Annotated in this window: 15 protein-coding genes; 6 read left to right on the forward strand and 9 right to left on the reverse strand. The window is 74.1% G+C overall.

Annotated elements, in window-relative coordinates:
* Positions 1-564, forward strand: a complete 564-nt coding sequence (locus IG94_RS0108190; RefSeq protein ID WP_031033006.1) for a TetR/AcrR family transcriptional regulator — start codon at positions 1-3, stop codon at positions 562-564.
* 480 nt (positions 565-1044) lie between these two features.
* On the forward strand, positions 1045-2094 hold the full coding sequence (locus IG94_RS0108195; protein ID WP_224326515.1) for a hypothetical protein: 1050 nt from the start codon (positions 1045-1047) through the stop codon (positions 2092-2094).
* 36 nt (positions 2095-2130) lie between these two features.
* Here the strand turns inward: IG94_RS0108195 and IG94_RS0108200 are convergent, their stop codons facing one another.
* Genes IG94_RS0108200 through IG94_RS0108210 form a run of 3 tightly spaced genes read right to left on the reverse strand, consistent with a single transcriptional unit; the run spans position 2131 to position 4453 of the window.
* Complete coding sequence (locus IG94_RS0108200) at positions 2131-2988, reverse strand: 5-oxoprolinase subunit C family protein (protein ID WP_031033009.1); 858 nt, start codon at positions 2986-2988, stop codon at positions 2131-2133.
* Positions 2985-3704, reverse strand: coding sequence for a 5-oxoprolinase subunit B family protein (locus IG94_RS0108205; protein ID WP_031033010.1), 720 nt, complete (start codon positions 3702-3704; stop codon positions 2985-2987). Before IG94_RS0108205 ends, IG94_RS0108200 begins: the two co-directional genes overlap by 4 nt.
* Positions 3701-4453, reverse strand: coding sequence for a LamB/YcsF family protein (locus IG94_RS0108210; RefSeq protein WP_031033011.1), 753 nt, complete (start codon positions 4451-4453; stop codon positions 3701-3703). The genes IG94_RS0108205 and IG94_RS0108210 overlap by 4 nt, the downstream gene beginning before the upstream one ends.
* Positions 4454-4738: 285 nt before the next feature.
* Here IG94_RS0108210 and IG94_RS0108215 point away from each other — a divergent pair, with 285 nt between their 5' ends.
* From IG94_RS0108215 to IG94_RS0108230, 4 genes are all read left to right on the forward strand, one after another.
* Positions 4739-5458: a DUF969 domain-containing protein gene (locus IG94_RS0108215; RefSeq protein ID WP_031033013.1), complete on the forward strand. Its 720-nt coding sequence runs from the start codon at positions 4739-4741 to the stop codon at positions 5456-5458.
* Positions 5455-6429 (forward strand): DUF979 domain-containing protein, encoded by a 975-nt coding sequence (locus tag IG94_RS0108220; RefSeq protein ID WP_031033014.1) that lies wholly within the window; start codon positions 5455-5457, stop codon positions 6427-6429. The genes IG94_RS0108215 and IG94_RS0108220 overlap by 4 nt, the downstream gene beginning before the upstream one ends.
* A gap of 110 nt (positions 6430-6539) precedes the next feature.
* On the forward strand, positions 6540-7190 hold the full coding sequence (pcp, locus tag IG94_RS0108225) for a pyroglutamyl-peptidase I (protein ID WP_031033015.1): 651 nt from the start codon (positions 6540-6542) through the stop codon (positions 7188-7190).
* Positions 7190-8206, forward strand: coding sequence for a DUF2891 domain-containing protein (locus IG94_RS0108230; protein ID WP_031033018.1), 1017 nt, complete (start codon positions 7190-7192; stop codon positions 8204-8206). The genes pcp and IG94_RS0108230 overlap by 1 nt, the downstream gene beginning before the upstream one ends.
* 125 nt (positions 8207-8331) lie before the next feature.
* On the opposite strand, the gene IG94_RS0108235 is transcribed toward IG94_RS0108230, so the two are convergent.
* The 6 genes from IG94_RS0108235 to IG94_RS0108260 all read right to left on the reverse strand — a co-directional run bounded on the left by IG94_RS0108235 (position 8332) and on the right by IG94_RS0108260 (position 16471).
* Positions 8332-9531 (reverse strand): MalY/PatB family protein, encoded by a 1200-nt coding sequence (locus IG94_RS0108235; protein WP_031033019.1) that lies wholly within the window; start codon positions 9529-9531, stop codon positions 8332-8334.
* 2 nt (positions 9532-9533) lie between these two features.
* On the reverse strand, positions 9534-11174 hold the full coding sequence (gene malX, locus IG94_RS0108240; RefSeq protein ID WP_031033020.1) for a maltose/glucose-specific PTS transporter subunit IIBC: 1641 nt from the start codon (positions 11172-11174) through the stop codon (positions 9534-9536).
* A 163-nt stretch (positions 11175-11337) separates the two neighbouring features.
* Positions 11338-12780, reverse strand: coding sequence for a xylulokinase (locus IG94_RS0108245; protein WP_031033022.1), 1443 nt, complete (start codon positions 12778-12780; stop codon positions 11338-11340).
* Positions 12777-13493 carry a GntR family transcriptional regulator gene (locus tag IG94_RS0108250; RefSeq protein WP_031033023.1) on the reverse strand — a complete coding sequence of 239 codons (717 nt, stop codon included), beginning with the start codon at positions 13491-13493 and terminating at the stop codon, positions 12777-12779. Before IG94_RS0108250 ends, IG94_RS0108245 begins: the two co-directional genes overlap by 4 nt.
* A 3-nt stretch (positions 13494-13496) precedes the next feature.
* The gene (locus IG94_RS0108255) at positions 13497-14708 is read right to left on the reverse strand and encodes a CaiB/BaiF CoA transferase family protein (RefSeq protein WP_031033024.1); all 1212 of its coding nucleotides are present in this window, start codon (positions 14706-14708) and stop codon (positions 13497-13499) included.
* 71 nt (positions 14709-14779) lie between these two features.
* The gene (locus IG94_RS0108260; protein ID WP_031033026.1) at positions 14780-16471 is read right to left on the reverse strand and encodes a thiamine pyrophosphate-binding protein; all 1692 of its coding nucleotides are present in this window, start codon (positions 16469-16471) and stop codon (positions 14780-14782) included.
* Positions 16472-16485: the final 14 nt, after the last annotated feature.

Consider the following 16485-nt stretch of genomic DNA (forward strand, 5'->3'; position numbering starts at 1 on the left):
ATGGCCGACCAACAGCGCGCGGACGCACGGCGCAACTACGCGCGGATCCTGGCCGTCGCCGAGCAGGAGGTCGCCGCGCACGGCGCCGACGCGTCCCTGGAGCGGATCGCCCGCGTGGCCGGTGTCGGTTCGGCGACCGTGCGCCGGCACTTCCCCGGCCGCCAGGCCCTGCTGGAGGCGGTGTTCAGGGAGCGCATCGAGTCCCTGTGCGCCCGCGCCGAGGCGTTGGCGGACGCGGCCGACGCCCGTGCCGCGCTCCTGGACTGGCTGGGCGGGCTCACCGAGTACTCCGCCTCGGCGCGGGGCATGGCCGAGGCGCTGGTCCAGGACCGGCTGGTCGAACCGGAGCAGGTGAGCGCCTGCTCGGTGAAGCTGGAGGGGGCGATCGAGCCGCTGCTGCGACGGGTGGCCGAACAGGGCGCGGTGGCACCGGGCGTGACCGCCGCCGACCTGGTCACGCTGGTCACCGGCATCGCGCTGGCCACGGAGCACCACAGCGACCCCGCCGCCGAGGGCCGCCGGCTGCTGGACCTGACCGTCCGGGGCGTCAGCCCTTCGCACTGACCGGGCCCGCCGCCCATCGGCGGGGGACCGGCGCGAGTGGCGAGATCCTCGGTACGGACTGCGAGGCGCCGAGGCCGCGCGCCGGTGGGCACGGGTGCGGTGCGCGTGTGCGGTTTCCGGTGCGGGCTGCTGGTCGCGGACGGTGACGCCGGTGGAGGCGGGGCGTCCCGGGGGGGGCGTCGGTCCGGGCTCCCGGGCGTCATGCTGCGCCCCGGTGGGGTTGGGGCGCGGTGCGAGGGCCCCGGCGCGCGGTGCCGGGCGGTGCGGACCCGCGCAGCCGTCGGCGGACGCCGGCCGGCTCCGCTCGGGTGGCGGACGGGTCCGGACCGGCGACTGTCCGCGTGGCCTGCCGGGTCCGCGGGATCTCCTTCGAGTACGACGGTCGCAGCGGCGCAGCCCGGCCCGTACCCGCCCGGCCACGGCGCTCATGTCTCCACGGCTTCCTCGACCCCGAGGACGCCCCGGCCCCAGGAGTGCCCGATGCCGACCCCTTCCCTGCCGTGCCGCGGACCGCGGACCACACGCGCGCCGGGCGCCGCGGCGCGCCCGCTCGCCCTCGCCGGTGCGGTCCTCGCCGGCGCGGCCCTCACCGCGGCGCCCGCCGCCGACGCGGTGGTCCCGCCCGCGCCCGTGTCCTGGCGGGCGGACCTCTCCCGTACCGGCGCCGACGGCGTCAACGTCCGGTACGACTCGGGTGCCCTGCGGGTGCGGGACGGCTCGGTCAGCCCCGCGTCCCTCGGCCGGGACCGCGGATACGCCTCCGCCGTCCTGGAGGCACACCGGGTGGACCGGCCCGTGAACCGGGTCACCGCTGTCCTCGACGCGACGGTGCCCGACGCCGCGAACGTCGAGGTCGACGTGCGCGGCCGCGCGGCCGACGGCACCTGGACCGAGTGGCGGCGGGCGGGGACCGGCACCCCGGCCGAACTGCCCCGCGAGGTCGTCGACGTACAGGCCCGCCTCACACTGTGGAACGCCAAGGGCGAGCCCACGGCGGCCGTACGGGCGTTGACCCTGACCGCCGACGACACGGGCGGCGCCCCCGCCGAGCCCGCCCCCGCCGCCTTCTCGGCCCGCCTCTACGCCACCCGCGAGGGCCTGGTCGGGTACACCACCGCCAACGGCCACGTCATCCGGGAGGACGACCACTTCGTCGCCCTGCCCTCCCGGCGGGCCCTGTCGCCGAAGGGCAGCACTCAGTACTCCGTGCAGGTGTGCGGGCCTGCCCGCTGCGAGACGGCGCCGGTGTGGGACGTCGGGCCGTGGAACACGCACGACGACCACTGGAACCCCTCGGCGCTGCGCGAGCAGTGGAAGGACCTGCCCCAGGGCCTTCCCGAGGCGCAGGCCGCGTACGAGAGCGGCTACAACGCCGGGCGCGACGAGTTCGGCCGGCAGGTCGCCAACCCGGCCGGCATCGACCTCGCCGACGGCACCTTCTACAACGTCGGCCTCTACGACAACGGCTGGGTGGCGGTCACCTACCTGTGGACCGGCGGTACCGGCGGCGCGGCGGCCCCGGCGCCTTGACGCCCTGGCGCCGTCGGTCGGCGCGGGCGGCCGGGGTCAGGCGAGTACGAAGCGCACCGGAGTGCCGGCCGCCGCCTGGGCCGCCGCCGCGAGGGCGGGCTCCAGGACGACGGCGACGACCGGGTAGCCCCCTGTCGTCGGGTGGTCGTTGAGGAAGACGACGGGGTGTCCGTCCGGCGGGACCTGGACGGCGCCCAGGACCATGCCCTCGCTGGGCAGTTCGCCGGTCGACGCGTGCTGGAGCGGCGGTCCCTCCATGCGCAGGCCGATGCGGTTGCTGTGCGGGGAGACGCGGTAGGCGCCCGAGGCGAGGGTGCGCAGGGCGGCCGGGGAGAACCAGTCGGCGCGGGGCCCCAGGCGCACCGGCAGGACCAGTTCGGCGGCGGGCCCCGGCCAGGGGGCGGCGACGGGCAGCGGTACCGGGCGCGGGGCGGTGCCCACCGCGACGACGTCCCCGTCGCGCAGCGGAGCCGGCCCGAGCCCCGACAGCAGGTCCGTCGAGCGGCTGCCCAGGACCGGCTCGGCCGCGATGCCGCCCGCGACGGCCACGTACGAGCGGACCCCCGCGACGGCCGCCCCCACGTCCAGGACCGAGCCCGCCGGCACCCGCACCGGGGCGCCCCAGGCGGCCGGCCGTCCGCCGACGCTGACCGGGCAGTACGCGCCGCCGACCACGGCGGTGACGTCCCGGTCGGGCCGCAGGGCGCAGCCGGTCAGGGTGGTCTCCAGGACGGCGGCGTCCGGGGCGTTGCCGAGGAGGCGGTTGGCCAGCCGCATGGCGGGGGCGTCCAGCGCGCCGGAGCGGGGGACACCCAGGTGGGCGTGGCCGGGGCGGCCCGCGTCCTGCACGGTGGTGAGGGCCCCGGAACGGACGGTCGTGAACGCGGCCGTCATGCTCCGTCCTCCGTGCCGGCGCCGGCCGCCGACGTCTCCTGCGGGGACGCTCCGCCCCGGCCGGGGCCGGTCGGCTCCGCGTCGGCGGTGACGAACCGCACACGCGTCCCGGGCACGAGCAGAGCCGCCCGCTCCCGCGCCGGATCCCAGAGCGCCCCCGGATCCGGCATGGTGCCGATCAGCTGCCAGCCGCCCGGCGTGGCGCGCGGGTACACCGCGCTGTAGGGGCCGGCGAGGGCGACCGCACCGGCCGGCACGCGGGTCCTGGGCGTGGCGCGGCGGGGCACGTGCAGCCGGGCGGGCAGTCCCGTGAGATAGCCGAAACCGGGGGCGAAGCCGCAGAACGCGACCCGGTAGGTGTGGGCGCGGTGGCGGGCCCCGACCTCCTCGGGGGCGACCCCCCACAGGGTCGCCACGTCGGCCAGGTCCGGCCCGTCGTAGCGTACGGGGATCTCCACCGCCTCCCCGTCGTCCGCGGTGACCGGCGGCACCTCCCAGCCGGCGACCCCGCGGGCCAGCGCCCCCGGGTCGCCCACGCCGTCCAGCAGGACGGTCCGGGCGCCGGGCACGATCTCCGCGACCGGCGGCAGCGTCCCCGCCGCGCGCCGGCGCAGCACCTCGGCGTGGAAGGCCGCGGTGTGCTCGGCGTCGGACAGTTCGACGAGGAGGGCGTGGCGGCCGGCGGGCCGCGCGGTGAGGGACGGGCCGTCCGTCATGCGAACGCTCCGACATCGGCCCCGGCCGCTTCCAGCGCCTCGCGCACCCGCGCCGCGATCCGGGCCGCGTCCGGGGTGTCGCCGTGCACGCACAGGGAGCGGGCGGCGACCGCGACGGCCGTACCGTCCACGGCCTCGACGGAGCCCTCCAGGGCGAACGCCAGCGCACGGCGTACCACCGCGTCCCCGTCCGTCACCACCGAACCCGGCTCGCGGCGGGGCACCAGCGTGCCCCGCGCGGTGTAGGCCCGGTCGGCGAAGGCCTCCGGGACACCGGTCAGCCCGGCGTCCGCGGCGGCCGCGAGCAGCCGCGACCCCGGAAGTCCGAGCACGGGCAGCGCGCCGCCCGCCAGCCCGACCCCCGCCACGACGGCACCGGCCTGCTCCGCGTCGTGGACGGTGCGGTTGTAGAGCGCGCCGTGCGGCTTGACATAGGCCACCTCGGCGCCCGCGGCCTCGGCGAAGACCCGGAGCGCACCGATCTGGTACGCCACCTCGGCCGCCAGCTCGTCGGAGGGCACGTCCATGGCCCGCCGTCCGAAGCCCGCCAGGTCGCGGTAGGACACCTGCGCCCCGATCCGCACCCCGCGCGCGGCGGCGAGGTCGCAGACGCGGCGCATCACCGAGGGGTCGCCCGCGTGGAAGCCGCAGGCGACGTTGGCGCTGGTGACGACGGAGAGCAGGGCGGCGTCGTCGGTGAGGGTCCAGCGGCCGAAGCCCTCACCGAGATCTGCGTTGAGGTCGATCACACCTCGAAAGTAGACGATCGTTGAACGATCCGACAAGGGTATGCCGCTTCGGCGACCCCGCAGCTTCGGCGACTTCGGTGACTCCGGGACTCCGGCGGCTCCGGCGGCTTCGGTGGTCCCGGTCGCTTCGATCGATGAGGATTCACCTCTTGTTAGATCGTTGAACGATCGCTAGTGTCCGTGCATCTGCCACTTATTCGGAGCTATGGTCCCCGGGACCGATGAGTCCGGTTCCGAAGCTCCGGATCCGTGCCCTGCCCCCTCATGCCTGAAGAAGGCCACCGAATGATCGTTCTCCTCGGTGTGGTCGTGGTGATCCTCGGATTCGTCACGCGCCGCAACCCCGTCCTCGTGGTGGGCGTCGCCGGTATCGTCACCGGACTGCTCGGCAAGATGGACCCGCTGGAGGTCCTCGCGGCCTTCGGCCGGTCCTTCGCCGACAGCCGGTCGGTCACCGTCTACGCCATCGTGCTCCCGGTGATCGGGCTGCTCGAGCGCTACGGCCTGCGCGAGCAGGCCCGCAACCTCATCGGCCGCCTGGGCAAGCTCAGCGCCGGCCGGTTCCTCACCGTCTACCTGCTGGTCCGGCAGGTCACCGCGGCCTTCGGCCTGAACAGCATCGGCGGCCCGGCGCAGACCGTGCGCCCCCTGGTGGCGCCGATGGCCGAGGCCGCCGCCGAACGCTCCACCGGTGCCAAGCTGCCCGACCGGCTGCGTGAGAAGGTGCGCTCCTACTCCGCCTCGGCCGACACCGTGGGCGTCTTCTTCGGCGAGGACTGCTTCATCGCGATCGGCTCCATCCTGCTGATCACCGGGTTCGTCAACTCGACGTACCACCAGCACATCGAGCCGACCCAGCTCGCGCTCTGGGCGATCCCGCTCGCCGTCTGCGCCTTCCTCATCCACGGGGCCCGGCTGCTGCTCATGGACAAGCAGCTGGAGCGCGAGATGGCGCTCGCCGCCGCCGAGCACGACCTGCCGCTTCCCGAGGGGGCCGACAAGTGATCAAGGTCGAATGGCTCTACTGGCTGATAGGCCTCGTCTTCGTCGTCATGGCCGTGCAGATGGCCACCGACCGCAGCAATCCCAAGCGGTGGACCTCCGCGGCCTTCTGGGGACTGCTCGGACTCACCTTCCCCTACGGCACCGGCGTCGCGACCGCCACCGCGGGCAAGGGCGGCTGGACCCTGCCCGCGGAACCGCTCGGGGCCGCCGTCCTCGCCCTGATCGTGCTGGCCGGCTTCAACTTCCTCGGCAAGGGCGTCCCCGTCACCACCACCGGCGAGCAGCGCGAGGCCGCCGCCGACCGGCTCGGCAGCAAGATCTTCATCCCCGCGCTGACCATTCCGCTCGTCGCCATCCTCTGCGCCGCCGTCCTGGACGAGACCGGGCTCTTCGAGTCGGGACAGGCCACCCTCCTCGGGCTCGGCCTCGGCTGCGTCGTCGCGCTCGCCGTCGGCATGCTCGTCACCGGTGAGAAGAAGCTCTCCGTGCCGATCCACTCCGGCCGCTCCATGCTGGAGGCGATGGGCTCCGCCCTGCTGCTGCCCCAGCTCCTGGCCGTGCTCGGCTCGATCTTCGCCGCCGCCGGGGTCGGCGACCAGGTCGGCGACATCATGAACAAGGTGCTCCCCGACGACTCGAAGTACTTCGCCGTCGTCGCGTACTGCGTGGGCATGTTCCTGTTCACCGTCATCATGGGCAACGCCTTCGCCGCGTTCCCCGTGATGACCGCGGCGATCGGCTGGCCCGTGCTCATCCAGCAGATGCACGGCAACGAGCCCGCCGTGCTCGCGATCGGCATGCTGGCCGGCTTCGCCGGCACCCTCTGCACGCCGATGGCCGCCAACTTCAACATCGTCCCCGCCACCCTGCTCGAACTGAAGGACCAGTACGGGCCGATCAAGGCACAGCTCCCGACGGGCGTCGCCCTGCTCGGCTGCTGCACGGTCATCATGGCGCTCTTCGCCTTCTGACCCGGCCCGGCCTCCGACCGCCGGCTCTCCGGCCCCCGTCAGTACCGGCACGCGCCCGACCCGCAAGGCCCAGTACCGGCACGCGTCCGACCGCAAGGCAAGGAACGTCCATGAACCGAGTCCTCATCACCGGCTTCGCCCCCTTCGGAGGCGAGCGCGTGAACCCGTCCTGGCAGGCAGCGTCCCTGGTGGCCGCCGAACCGCCGGCCGGTCTCACCGTCACGGCCGCCGAACTGCCCTGCGTCTTCGGCGCGTCCCTCGACGCGCTGCGCGACGCGGTCCGGGCCGAGAACCCCGACCTGGTGCTCTGCCTGGGGCAGGCGGGCGGGCGCCCGGGCGTCACCGTCGAACGCGTGGGCATCAACGTCGACGACGCCCGCATTCCCGACAACGCGGGCGGGCAGCCGATCGACGAGCCGGTGGTCCCGGGCGGCCCCGCCGCCTACTTCTCCACCCTCCCCGTCAAGGCGTGCGTCGCCGCGATCCGCGAGGCCGGTGTGCCCGCCGCCGTCTCCAACACGGCCGGCACCTTCGTCTGCAACCACGTCGCGTACGGCCTCGGCCACCTCATCGCCACCGAATACCCGCACCTGCGCGGCGGGTTCGTGCACGTGCCCTGGGCGCCGGACCAGGTCCCCGACGGCACCGCGCCCTCCCTGCCGCCCGCCACCGTCGCCCACGGCCTGCGCGCCCTGCTGGCCACCGCCGCCCGTACGCCCGCCGAGCAGGACCTGAAGGTCACCGAAGGAGCCACCCACTGATGCCGCTCAGCGCCCACGCGGCCCCCTTCGCCCGGCTCGCCCTGGCGAACATCACCCGCGAGTACCCCAACTTCCCCGCCCACCTGATCACCTCGCCCGACGAGCGGCTCGCACCGCGCTCGCTGCACCCCGCGTTCTACGGCGCCTACGACTGGCACTCCTCGGTGCACATGCACTGGCTGCTCGTCCGGCTGCTCCGCCGCCACGGCGGCACACCCGCGCTCCCCGGCACCGAGGCGGCCGTCGCCGCGCTCGACCGGCACCTCACCCCGGACAACCTCGCCGCCGAGGCCGCCTACCTGCGTGCCCGCCCCTCCTTCGAGCGCCCCTACGGCTGGGCCTGGCTGCTGGCGCTCGCCGCCGAGTGCCGGGCGCATCCGGGCGCCGAGGGCGCCCGCTGGGCCGACGCGCTGAAGGAGGCCGTCGACGCCGTCGACGGGCTGCTGGCCGACTGGCTGCCCCGGGCCACCTATCCCGTACGGCACGGCAACCACCCCAACAGCGCCTTCGCGCTGGGGCTCGCACTCGACTCGGGCGAACTGTCCGCCGGCACCGAGCGGGCCGTACGGGAACGGCTGCTGACCTGGTTCGCCGACGACCACGACGCGCCCGCGCACTGGGAACCCTCGGGTCAGGACTTCCTGTCCCCGGCGCTCACCGAGGCGGACGCCGTGCGCAGGGTCCTGGCGCCGGAGCGGTTCGCGGCCTGGCTGGACCGCTTCCTCCCCGGGCTCGGGGCCGGGGACCCCTGCCCGCTCCTGGAGGTGCCGGTGGTCTCCGACCACGCCGACCCGCAGATCGGCCACCTGCTGGGTCTGGCGCTCAGCAGGGCCGCCGCGCTGCGCTCCCTCGCCGGTGCCCTGCCCGACGGCCCGGTCCGGGACCGTCTGGACGCGGCGGCCGAGGCGCACCTCGCGGCGGGCATGCCGGCCGTGGAGGGCGGCGACTTCACCACCGACCACTGGCTGGCGACCTTCGCCGCGCTGGCCCTCGACCCGGCGCCCGCCCGCCGCTGACGCCGGGGACACCCGCGGGCCGCGGACGACGAGGACGCCCGCGGTCCCCACGGACGCCGGGTGCCGCGGTGGCCCCCCGGATCTGCCGGGCCGGCCGGGGTTCACGGTCGTCCCGCGCCCCACGGTCAGCCGGCGTCCACCAGCCGCCGCAGCGCCCGTACGAGCGCCTCGACACCCGCGCGGGCCTTCGACCGGGGGCAGCCGACGTTGAGCCGCACCCGCCCCGGGGAGCCGTAGGCCGCCCCGGGCATGACGGCGACCTTCTCCACCTCCACCAGCTCGCGCTGCAGCGCCTCGTCGTCGACGCCGAGCGGGCGCAGGTCGATCCACGCCAGGTAACCCGCCTGCGGCGGCTCCCAGCCGAGCTGCGGGAACTCCTCGCGCAGCCGGCCCGCGACCATCGCGAGGTTGTCCGCGAGGTACGTCCGCAGGGCGTCCAGCCAGGGCGCCCCCGCGCGGTACGCCGCGATGTGGCCGACCAGCGACAGCACCGCGGGGGAGGAGAGACCGTCCGCCTCCTTGAGGCGGCGCAGATACGCCTCGTGCGTCGCCGGGTCCCCGATGATGCCGTAACTTCCCGTCAGGGCCGGGATGTTGAACGACTTGGACGCCGAAGTGACCACCGCCCAGCGGCTGTCCCCGGCGTGCTGGACCCAGGGGCGGTGGACGTGCGGGGCGTGCGCCAGGTCGGAGTGGATCTCGTCGCTGACGACCGCCACGCCGTACCGTGCGCACAGCCCGGACATCCGGTCCAGTTCGTCCGCCGACCACACCCGGCCCGTCGGGTTGTGCGGCGAGCACAGCAGGAGCACGGCCGTGTCGGGCAGCGCCAGCAGCCGCTCCAGCTCGGTCCAGTCGTCCAGGGGGCACTCCCGCAGCCGCCGGCCGTTCGCCGCGACGGTCTTGGGGAACGCGTCGTACATCGGCGTGTGGGCGACCACCCCGTCACCCGGCCGCGACCACAGGCGCAGCAGCTGCGAGATCTGGTAGACGACGGAGGGCGCGTAGACCACGTGGGCGGGGTCCACCTCCGTGCCGTGCCGTGCCGCGTACCAGTGCACGATCGCGGAGAGGAAGTCGTCCTGGCGCCAGCGCGAGTAGCCGAGCACCCCGTGTTCCAGGCGGCCCCGCAGCGCGGCCAGGACCTCCGGGGCCGTCTCGAAGTCCATGTCCGAGATCGTGAACGGCAGCAGGTCCGGCACGCCGAAACGGTCCTGGACGTAGTCCCACTGCGTGCACCAGGTGCCGCGCCGGTCCACGGGCGTGTCGAAGTCGTACGGCGGGGACGGGGGAGTGGACGCGGGCGGGGGCGTCGACGGGGTCACGGTCAGCCCACCGGGATCATCGTGGCGATGGCGTCCTTCACCGACTGGACCTGCGGACCGATGACGACCTGCACGTTGTGCCCGTCGAGCTTGATGACGCCCACCGCGCCCAGCTTCTTCAGCCGGGCCTCGTCGACCAGTTCGGCGTCGGCGACCGTCATGCGCAGGCGGGTGATGCAGTTGTCCAGCGACTGGATGTTGCCGGCGCCGCCGATCGCGTCGAGCATGGCGACGGCGTCGTACTTCCCCGCGACCAGCTCGCGGGGGGTCTCGGAGGCGTCGCCGTCCCGTTCGCCCGCGCCCGTCTCCGTGCTCTTCGCCGCGCCCCTCTCCGCGTCCGGGGCGTCGTCCTGCGGCGGGTCCTCGCGGCCGGGGGTCTTGAGGTTGAAGCGGGTGATGGCCCAGCGGAACAGGAAGTAGTACACCGCGAACCACACCGCCGCGATCACCGGCACCAGGTACCACTTGGTCGTCGAGCCCTGGAGCACACCGAAGACGAGCCAGTCGATGACGTTGCCGTCGGTGTTGCCGATGAAGACGCCGAGCACCGCCGCCGTGAGGAAGCCGAGGCCCACGAGCACCGCGTGGATGGCGTACAGCCACGGGGCGACGAAGAGGAACAGGAACTCCAGCGGCTCCGTGATGCCGCCGACCACACAGGCCACCACGCCGGACACGAGCAGGGCCTTGATCTCCGGGCGCATACGGCGCCTAGCGCAGTGGTACATGGCGAGCGCGGCACCCGGCAGGCCGCCGAGGTAGGCCGCCATCTTGCCCTGGGAGAGGAAGTGCGTCGCGTCGGTGACCGCGGAGTTGGGCGCGGCCGAGCAGTCCAGCTGGGCGTAGAACAGGTTCAGCGCGCCGGAGACCTGGTCCCCGCACACGGCTCCCGAGCCGCCGACGTCCGTGAAGCGGAACATGGCGACGAGGATGTGGTGCAGGCCGATCGGACGCAGCAGCACCTCGCCCATGCCGAAGAAGAACGGTCCGAAGACGCCCGTGTGCCCGATGCCGCGGCCCACGGCGTTGATCCAGCCGTTGAAGGTCGGCCACAGAAGCGGGATCAGCAGCCCGAGCACGCTGAGGACCAGGGCCGAGACGATCGGCACGAAGCGCAGCCCGCCGAAGAAGGCGAGCGCGTCGGGCATCCGCTGGGTGCGGAAGCGCCGGTGGAGCAGGCTGACCACGATGCCGACGGCCACGGCGCCCAGCAGGCCCGTGTCGATGGACTGCACGCCCAGCACGTCGGCGATGCCGTAGTGCTCGATCGCCTTCTCGTCCTCGAAGTCGACGCCCTTGGCGGTGAGGTAGAAGTTCACCGCGAGGTTCATGGCGGCGTAGCCGACGAAGCCCGAGAAGGCCGCCACGCCCTTGTCCTCGCGGGCGAGGCCGAGCGGGATCGCCATGGCGAAGAGGACGGGCAGGAAGGTGAAGGCCACCAGCCCCGTGTTGGCCATCCACGTGAAGACGAGGTCGAAGCCCTCGCCCTTCAGAAAGGCAACGTTGTCAGTGACGGCCTCGCTGGAGAGGGACGAGCCGATGCCCAGCATGATGCCGCAGAACGCGAGCAGGGCCACGGGAAGCATGAACGTCTTGCCGAGCCCCTGGAGGAACTCCCAGAGTGCGGCCTTGGTCTTCTGCATGTGAAGGGAACTTTCGAGCCTGGGGGACGGACCGTCCGCTCGTAGCGGCGACGCGGGGGGTGGGAACCACGGGCGGACCGAGCGGCGGAGGACACGGCACACGGAGCCGGCCCGTCCGCCGCAGGGGGATCACATCACAGCCGGTCGACGGCTGTCCATGGAGTCATCGGCCGTCCTCCGGGCCGCTCGTCCCGTACGCCGAGTCCACGGCGTCCCGCAGCGCCCGCCAGCGGGCGTGGAGCCCGGCGTACCGTGCCGCACGTGCCGGATCGGGGTCCACCCTGCGCAGGCCGCCGACGAGGCGGGAGCGCAGCGCGTCCAGGTCGGTGACCCCGCCCGAGCCGAGCAGCGCCAGCGCCGCCGCGCCGAGCAGCGTGACGTCCGGCTGCGGCGACAGCAGCAGCGGCCGGTCCAGGACGTCGGCGCGCAGCTGCGCCACGTGGGCGCTGCGCGAGGAGCCGCCCGCGAACGCCACGGGAAGCGCGCCCGTGGGGTCGAGCCGGTCCAGGGCCTCGCGCACGGTGAAGGACGCCGCCTCCTGCGCCGCCCGCAGCAGGTGCGCGGCGCCGTGCTCCGGACGCTGGCCCAGTACTCCGCCGCGGGCACCGGGCCGCCAGTCCGGGAAGCGGGCGCCGGTCATGCTCGGCAGCACCACCAGCCCGTCCGCGCCCGGCGGTACCGCCGCGAGCCGCTCCTCGTCGACCGTGCCGACCAGGGAGCGCCAGTGGGCGACGGCGCCCCCGGTGAGACCGGTGGCTCCGCCCGCGACGAAGCGGCCGGGCAGCACGGAGGGATTGAGGACCGCCCCGTCCGGCAGGTCGCCCGGCCCCGCGAGGAGCCGGCCGACGACGTCCGTGGTGCCCGCGACGTCGGCGACGACGTCCTCGGCCGTGCCGAGCAGGAGCCCGATGCCGACCGAGCCGTCCGGGCCGCCCGAGACGACGGGCAGCCCGGCGGGCAGCCCGGTGGCCGCTGCCGCCTCCGGGGTCAGCGTGCCGACCACCGAGGCCGGCTCCGACTGCGGAGGGAACAGCGCGGGGTCCACCCCCGTCTCGCGGAGCACCGCCACGTTCCAGGCACGGCGGCGGACGTCGGAGGCGAGGGTGTACGCGGCGCTGATCGTGTCCGCGGTGAGGCGGCCGGTGAGCCGGGCGACGAGGAAGTCCTTCGGGGAGAGCACGGCGTGCACCCGCGCCCGGTCGGCCGGGTCCGTGTCGAGAAGACCGGCCAGGGCCCCGCCCGCCGGACTCGGCCGGCCCGCCGCGGCCAGGAGCCGTCCCAGGGTCGCCCCGCCCAGCGCGGCCAGCCGCGGCACGCCGCGCGAGTCGGCCCAGCCGCTGCCGGGGCCGACGGGCCGCAGCCCCGAGTCGACGGCGACGGTGCCGATGTGCGCGGCGACGGCGAGGGCCGCCGGTGCCGGGCCGCCGGACACGCCCGCCAGGGCCGCCCGCACCTCCCGGTCCAGGGCCTCGGCGTCGAAGGTGTCGCCGCCGAGCCCCGAGGCACGGGCGATGCGCGTCTGGGCGAGGATCCGGCCGTCGGCGTCCAGGGCGGCGGCGCGTACGGCCGACGTGCCCACGTCCACCGCGATGACATGTGTGCTCATTCGGCGTCGATCCGCATCAGGAAGGGGAACTCGGGCAGCGTCCAGCTGGTGGTGAACTCCACCACCTCGCCCCGGGCTCCGAAGGTGGTGCGCCGGACCTCCAGGACGGCGCCCCCGGCCCGCACGCCCAGCAGCTCGGCCTGCCCGGCGTCGAGCAGGGCCGCCGCCATGGACTGGTCGGCGTGGCGCAGTTCGACCCCGAAGCGCTCGGTCAGCGTCCGGTAGAGGGAGTCGTCGACCAGCGGTTCACGGCACAGCGAGGGCGCCACGGAGTACGGCACCCAGGCGTCCTGGAGGGCGGCGGGCACCCCGCCGATCAGCCGCACGCGGGTGAGCCGGTTGGCCGTGTCGCCCTCCGCGGTGCCGAAGACCGCGGCGACCTCGGCGGAGGCCGGCGCGGTCTCGCAGCGCACCGTCCGCGAGGTCGCCCGCCCGCCGGTGTCCGCGATCTCGTCGGCGAACGAGCGCAGCCGGTTGAGCCGCCGGCCGCGCTCGGTGTGGTCGCTGACGAAGGTGCCGCTGCCCTGCCGGCGCACGACGAAGTGCTCCGACTCCAGCAGGTCCAGGGCCTGACGCACCGTCATGCGGCTGACGCCGTACTGCCGGGCGAGCTCCGTCTCACCGGGCAGCCGGGCCGCCTGGCCGAGGAGGCCGGCGCGGATCTGGGAGACGAGATCGTCGTAGATCACCTGGTACCGGGGTGCGCGCGACATGCCTCAGATCGCTCCCGCCTCGCGCAGACGGGCTGTCTCCCGCGCGGACAGTCCCAGGATGCCCTGGTAGACGTGGGCATTGTCCTCGCCCACCTGAGGCGGTGCCTTGCGGACCATGGGGGGAGTCTTCTCCATCTTGATGGGGTTGCCGGGCATCCGGATGGTACCGAGTTCGGGATGCTCGGACTCCACGATCATGTCGCGTGCGGCGATCTGCGGGGAGGCGGCCACCTCCGCGACCGAGGCGACCTTGGCGTACGGGACGCCCGCCTCGTCGAGGACGCGGGCGATCTCGGCGGTGGACCGGCCGGCCGCCCAGGCGCCGATCTCGCCCTCCAGGAACTCCTGGTGGGCCATCCGGCCCTCGACGCCGGCGAAGCGCGGGTCGCCCGCCAGGTCCGGCCGCTCCATCACGGCGCACAGCTTCGGGAAGAGCGAGGCCGTGCCCGCCTGGATGTAGACCGGCCCGTCCGCGGCCTCGTAGACGTTGACGGGCGCCGTCAGCAGGTCGCGCGAGCCGCTGCGGGGCATGTCCTGACCGAGCATCAGCTGCGAGATGAGGCGCACGCCCAGAGCGGAGAACATCGTGTCGAAGGACGCGACGTCCACCAGCTGTCCCTCACCGGTGCGTTCCCGGTGCAGGATCGCCATCAGCGTCCCGATCGCGGCCTGGTAGCCGGTCGTGTAGTCGGCGATGTAGGTGCCGCTGAGCGTGGGCTTGCCGTCGGGTTCGCCGGTCATGCTCATCAGGCCGGACGACGCCTGGGAGATCGCGTCGAACAGGGCGCGGCGCGAGTCCGGCCCGGTCTGGCCGAAGCCGGAGACGGAGACCAGGATGACGTCCGGGTTCAGCTCCTTCATCCGCTCGTAGCCGATGCCCATCTTCTCGATGGTGCCGGGCCGGTAGTTCTCGACGACCACGTCCGCCCACGCGATGAGGCGTTCGAGGATGCCGAGCGCCTCGGGGTGCCGGGTGTCCAGCGAGGCGTCGTACTTGTTCCGGTGGTAGAGGAACATGTAGATGCTCTCGTCCCGGTGGTACGGGCCGTGGTGCCGGGAGTCCTCGCCGTTCGGGCGCTCGACCTTGACCACCTCGGCGCCGAAGTCGGCCAGGATCTGCGCGCAGAGCGGGCCCGCGATGAACCGCGAGAGGTCGAGCACCTTCACGCCGTCCAGGGGCGACGGGGTGGTGGCACCCGGTGTCGTCGTTGTCACCTGCTTGCTCCTTCGTCTCGGTGCGGGGCCCGCGCGCCTCGGTGCGCGGTCCGCGCGTCGCCTGCCAGGGCCTACTTCTTCGGCGCCACGAACGACGGGAACGTCCACGCGTTGACCTCGCGGTCGATCGGCACGTCGAGCACCACGGGCGAGCCCGCGGCGAACGCGGCCGTCACCCGCTCCTGCAGGGTGGCCAGGTCGGTGACGACCTCGCCGGGCACACCCAGCGCGCGGGCCGCCATGCCGAAGTCGACGGGGCCGAAGTCGACGCCGGTCGTGCGGCCGTCGAAGTGCAGCTCCTGCTCCTGGCGGATGTTGCCGTAGCTGGAGTCGTTCAGGACGACGACGCACACGTTGCCGCCGACCCGGGCCAGCGTCTCGATCTCGCCGAGGCTCATCCCGAGCGAGCCGTCGCCGATGAGCGCCAGCACGGGGCGGCGCGGGTCGATCAGCGAGGCCGCGATCGCCGAGGGCAGCGCGAAGCCCATGTTCCCGAAACCGACGGGCTTGATGTAGGTGCCCGCCTGCTGGATCTCCCAGAGGAACGACCAGACGCCCGGGTTGCCGGCGTCCGGGATGAGCAGGGTGTCCTCGGGCGCCACGTCGCGCAGCGTGCGCACGATGTCGGCGGGGGACAGCGGCCCCTCGGCGGCGGTGTCGGCCACGGCGGAGCCCTCCCACCACTCGGCGCGCGCCTTGTCCAGGGCCGCGACCCAGTCCGCGCGCCCGGACTTCGCGTCCTCCGCCTTCCCGGCGGTCGCGGTGACCAGGTCCCGGGCGAAGGACCCGAGGTCGCTCACCACACCCTGGGTGATCTCGGAGTAGTAGCGCCCGATCATTGTCGGGTCCACGTCCACCTGCACGATCTCGGGCAGGGCGCGCCGCCAGCGGGTGGTGGAGACGGCGTTGAGGCTGTTGCCGAGCGCGAGCACCAGGTCGGCGTCGCCGATGACCCGGCCGGAGAGCGTGGTGCCCATGCGGCTGACCGCGCCGAACACCAGCGGGTGCGTGGTCGGGACGGAGCCGATGCCGTTGAAGGTCGTGACGACCGGGATGTTCAGCGCCTCCGCCAGCGCCAGCACGTCCTGGTCGGCCCGCGCCCGGTTGCCGCCGTTGCCGAGCCAGATCACCGGCCGCTCGGCCGCCAGGAGCCGCTCCGCGACCCGGGCCAGGGCGACCGGGTTGGCGGACGGGCGCTCGGTCACCCAGCTGCGGCTGGGGTGCACCTCGGGCACCACGGGCGGGTTCTCCACCTGCCCCTCTATGGTGTCGCGGGCGAAGTCCAGGTGCACGGGCCCGGGGTTGCCGGTCAGCGCGTTGACGTAGGCCTCCTCCATCGCCTGCTTGATGGACGAGCCGTGCGCCACCAGGCGGGAGTACTTCACCAGCGGCTTGACCAGCTCCACGTGGTCGGCGTTCTGCGCGTCGTCCTTGTGGATGTTCTCACCGTTGTTGTTGCAGGTGATGACGAAGCCGGGGCTGGAGTCGCGGTAGGCGCCGCCGACTCCGGTGAGCAGGTTGGTCGCCCCGGGGCCGGTCGTGGAGATGCACGCGGCGGGCCGGCCCGTGAGCCGGCCGTAGGCGTCCATCATCACGGCCGCGGCGTTCTCGTGCCGGGTGTGGACCAGTTGGATGCCGGGGGTGTCGATGATGGCGTCGGTGATGGCGAGGGTCTGGCCGCCGACGACGCCGAAGACGTACTCGACGCCGAGGGAGGTCAGCATGTCGACGACGACCTGGCCGCCGGTCCGGGAAGTGCTCATCTGCGAAGTACCGC

The sequence above is a fragment of the Streptomyces olivaceus genome, from assembly GCF_000721235.1.
In the GTDB taxonomy this organism is placed as follows: domain Bacteria; phylum Actinomycetota; class Actinomycetes; order Streptomycetales; family Streptomycetaceae; genus Streptomyces; species Streptomyces olivaceus.

Excerpts from the sequence above, each read along its gene's own strand:
- pcp (WP_031033015.1), top strand. The coding sequence starts at position 6,540 with ATGAACCGAGTCCTCATCACCGGCTTCGCCCCCTTCGGAGGCGAGCGC.
- IG94_RS0108190 (WP_031033006.1), top strand. The coding sequence starts at position 1 with ATGGCCGACCAACAGCGCGCGGACGCACGGCGCAACTACGCGCGGATC.
- IG94_RS0108250 (WP_031033023.1), bottom strand. The coding sequence starts at position 13,493 with ATGTCGCGCGCACCCCGGTACCAGGTGATCTACGACGATCTCGTCTCC.
- IG94_RS0108215 (WP_031033013.1), top strand. The coding sequence starts at position 4,739 with ATGATCGTTCTCCTCGGTGTGGTCGTGGTGATCCTCGGATTCGTCACG.
- IG94_RS0108195 (WP_224326515.1), top strand. The coding sequence starts at position 1,045 with ATGCCGACCCCTTCCCTGCCGTGCCGCGGACCGCGGACCACACGCGCG.
- IG94_RS0108230 (WP_031033018.1), top strand. The coding sequence starts at position 7,190 with ATGCCGCTCAGCGCCCACGCGGCCCCCTTCGCCCGGCTCGCCCTGGCG.
- malX (WP_031033020.1), bottom strand. The coding sequence starts at position 11,174 with ATGCAGAAGACCAAGGCCGCACTCTGGGAGTTCCTCCAGGGGCTCGGC.
- IG94_RS0108260 (WP_031033026.1), bottom strand. The coding sequence starts at position 16,471 with ATGAGCACTTCCCGGACCGGCGGCCAGGTCGTCGTCGACATGCTGACC.
- IG94_RS0108200 (WP_031033009.1), bottom strand. The coding sequence starts at position 2,988 with ATGACGGCCGCGTTCACGACCGTCCGTTCCGGGGCCCTCACCACCGTG.
- IG94_RS0108205 (WP_031033010.1), bottom strand. The coding sequence starts at position 3,704 with ATGACGGACGGCCCGTCCCTCACCGCGCGGCCCGCCGGCCGCCACGCC.
- IG94_RS0108245 (WP_031033022.1), bottom strand. The coding sequence starts at position 12,780 with ATGAGCACACATGTCATCGCGGTGGACGTGGGCACGTCGGCCGTACGC.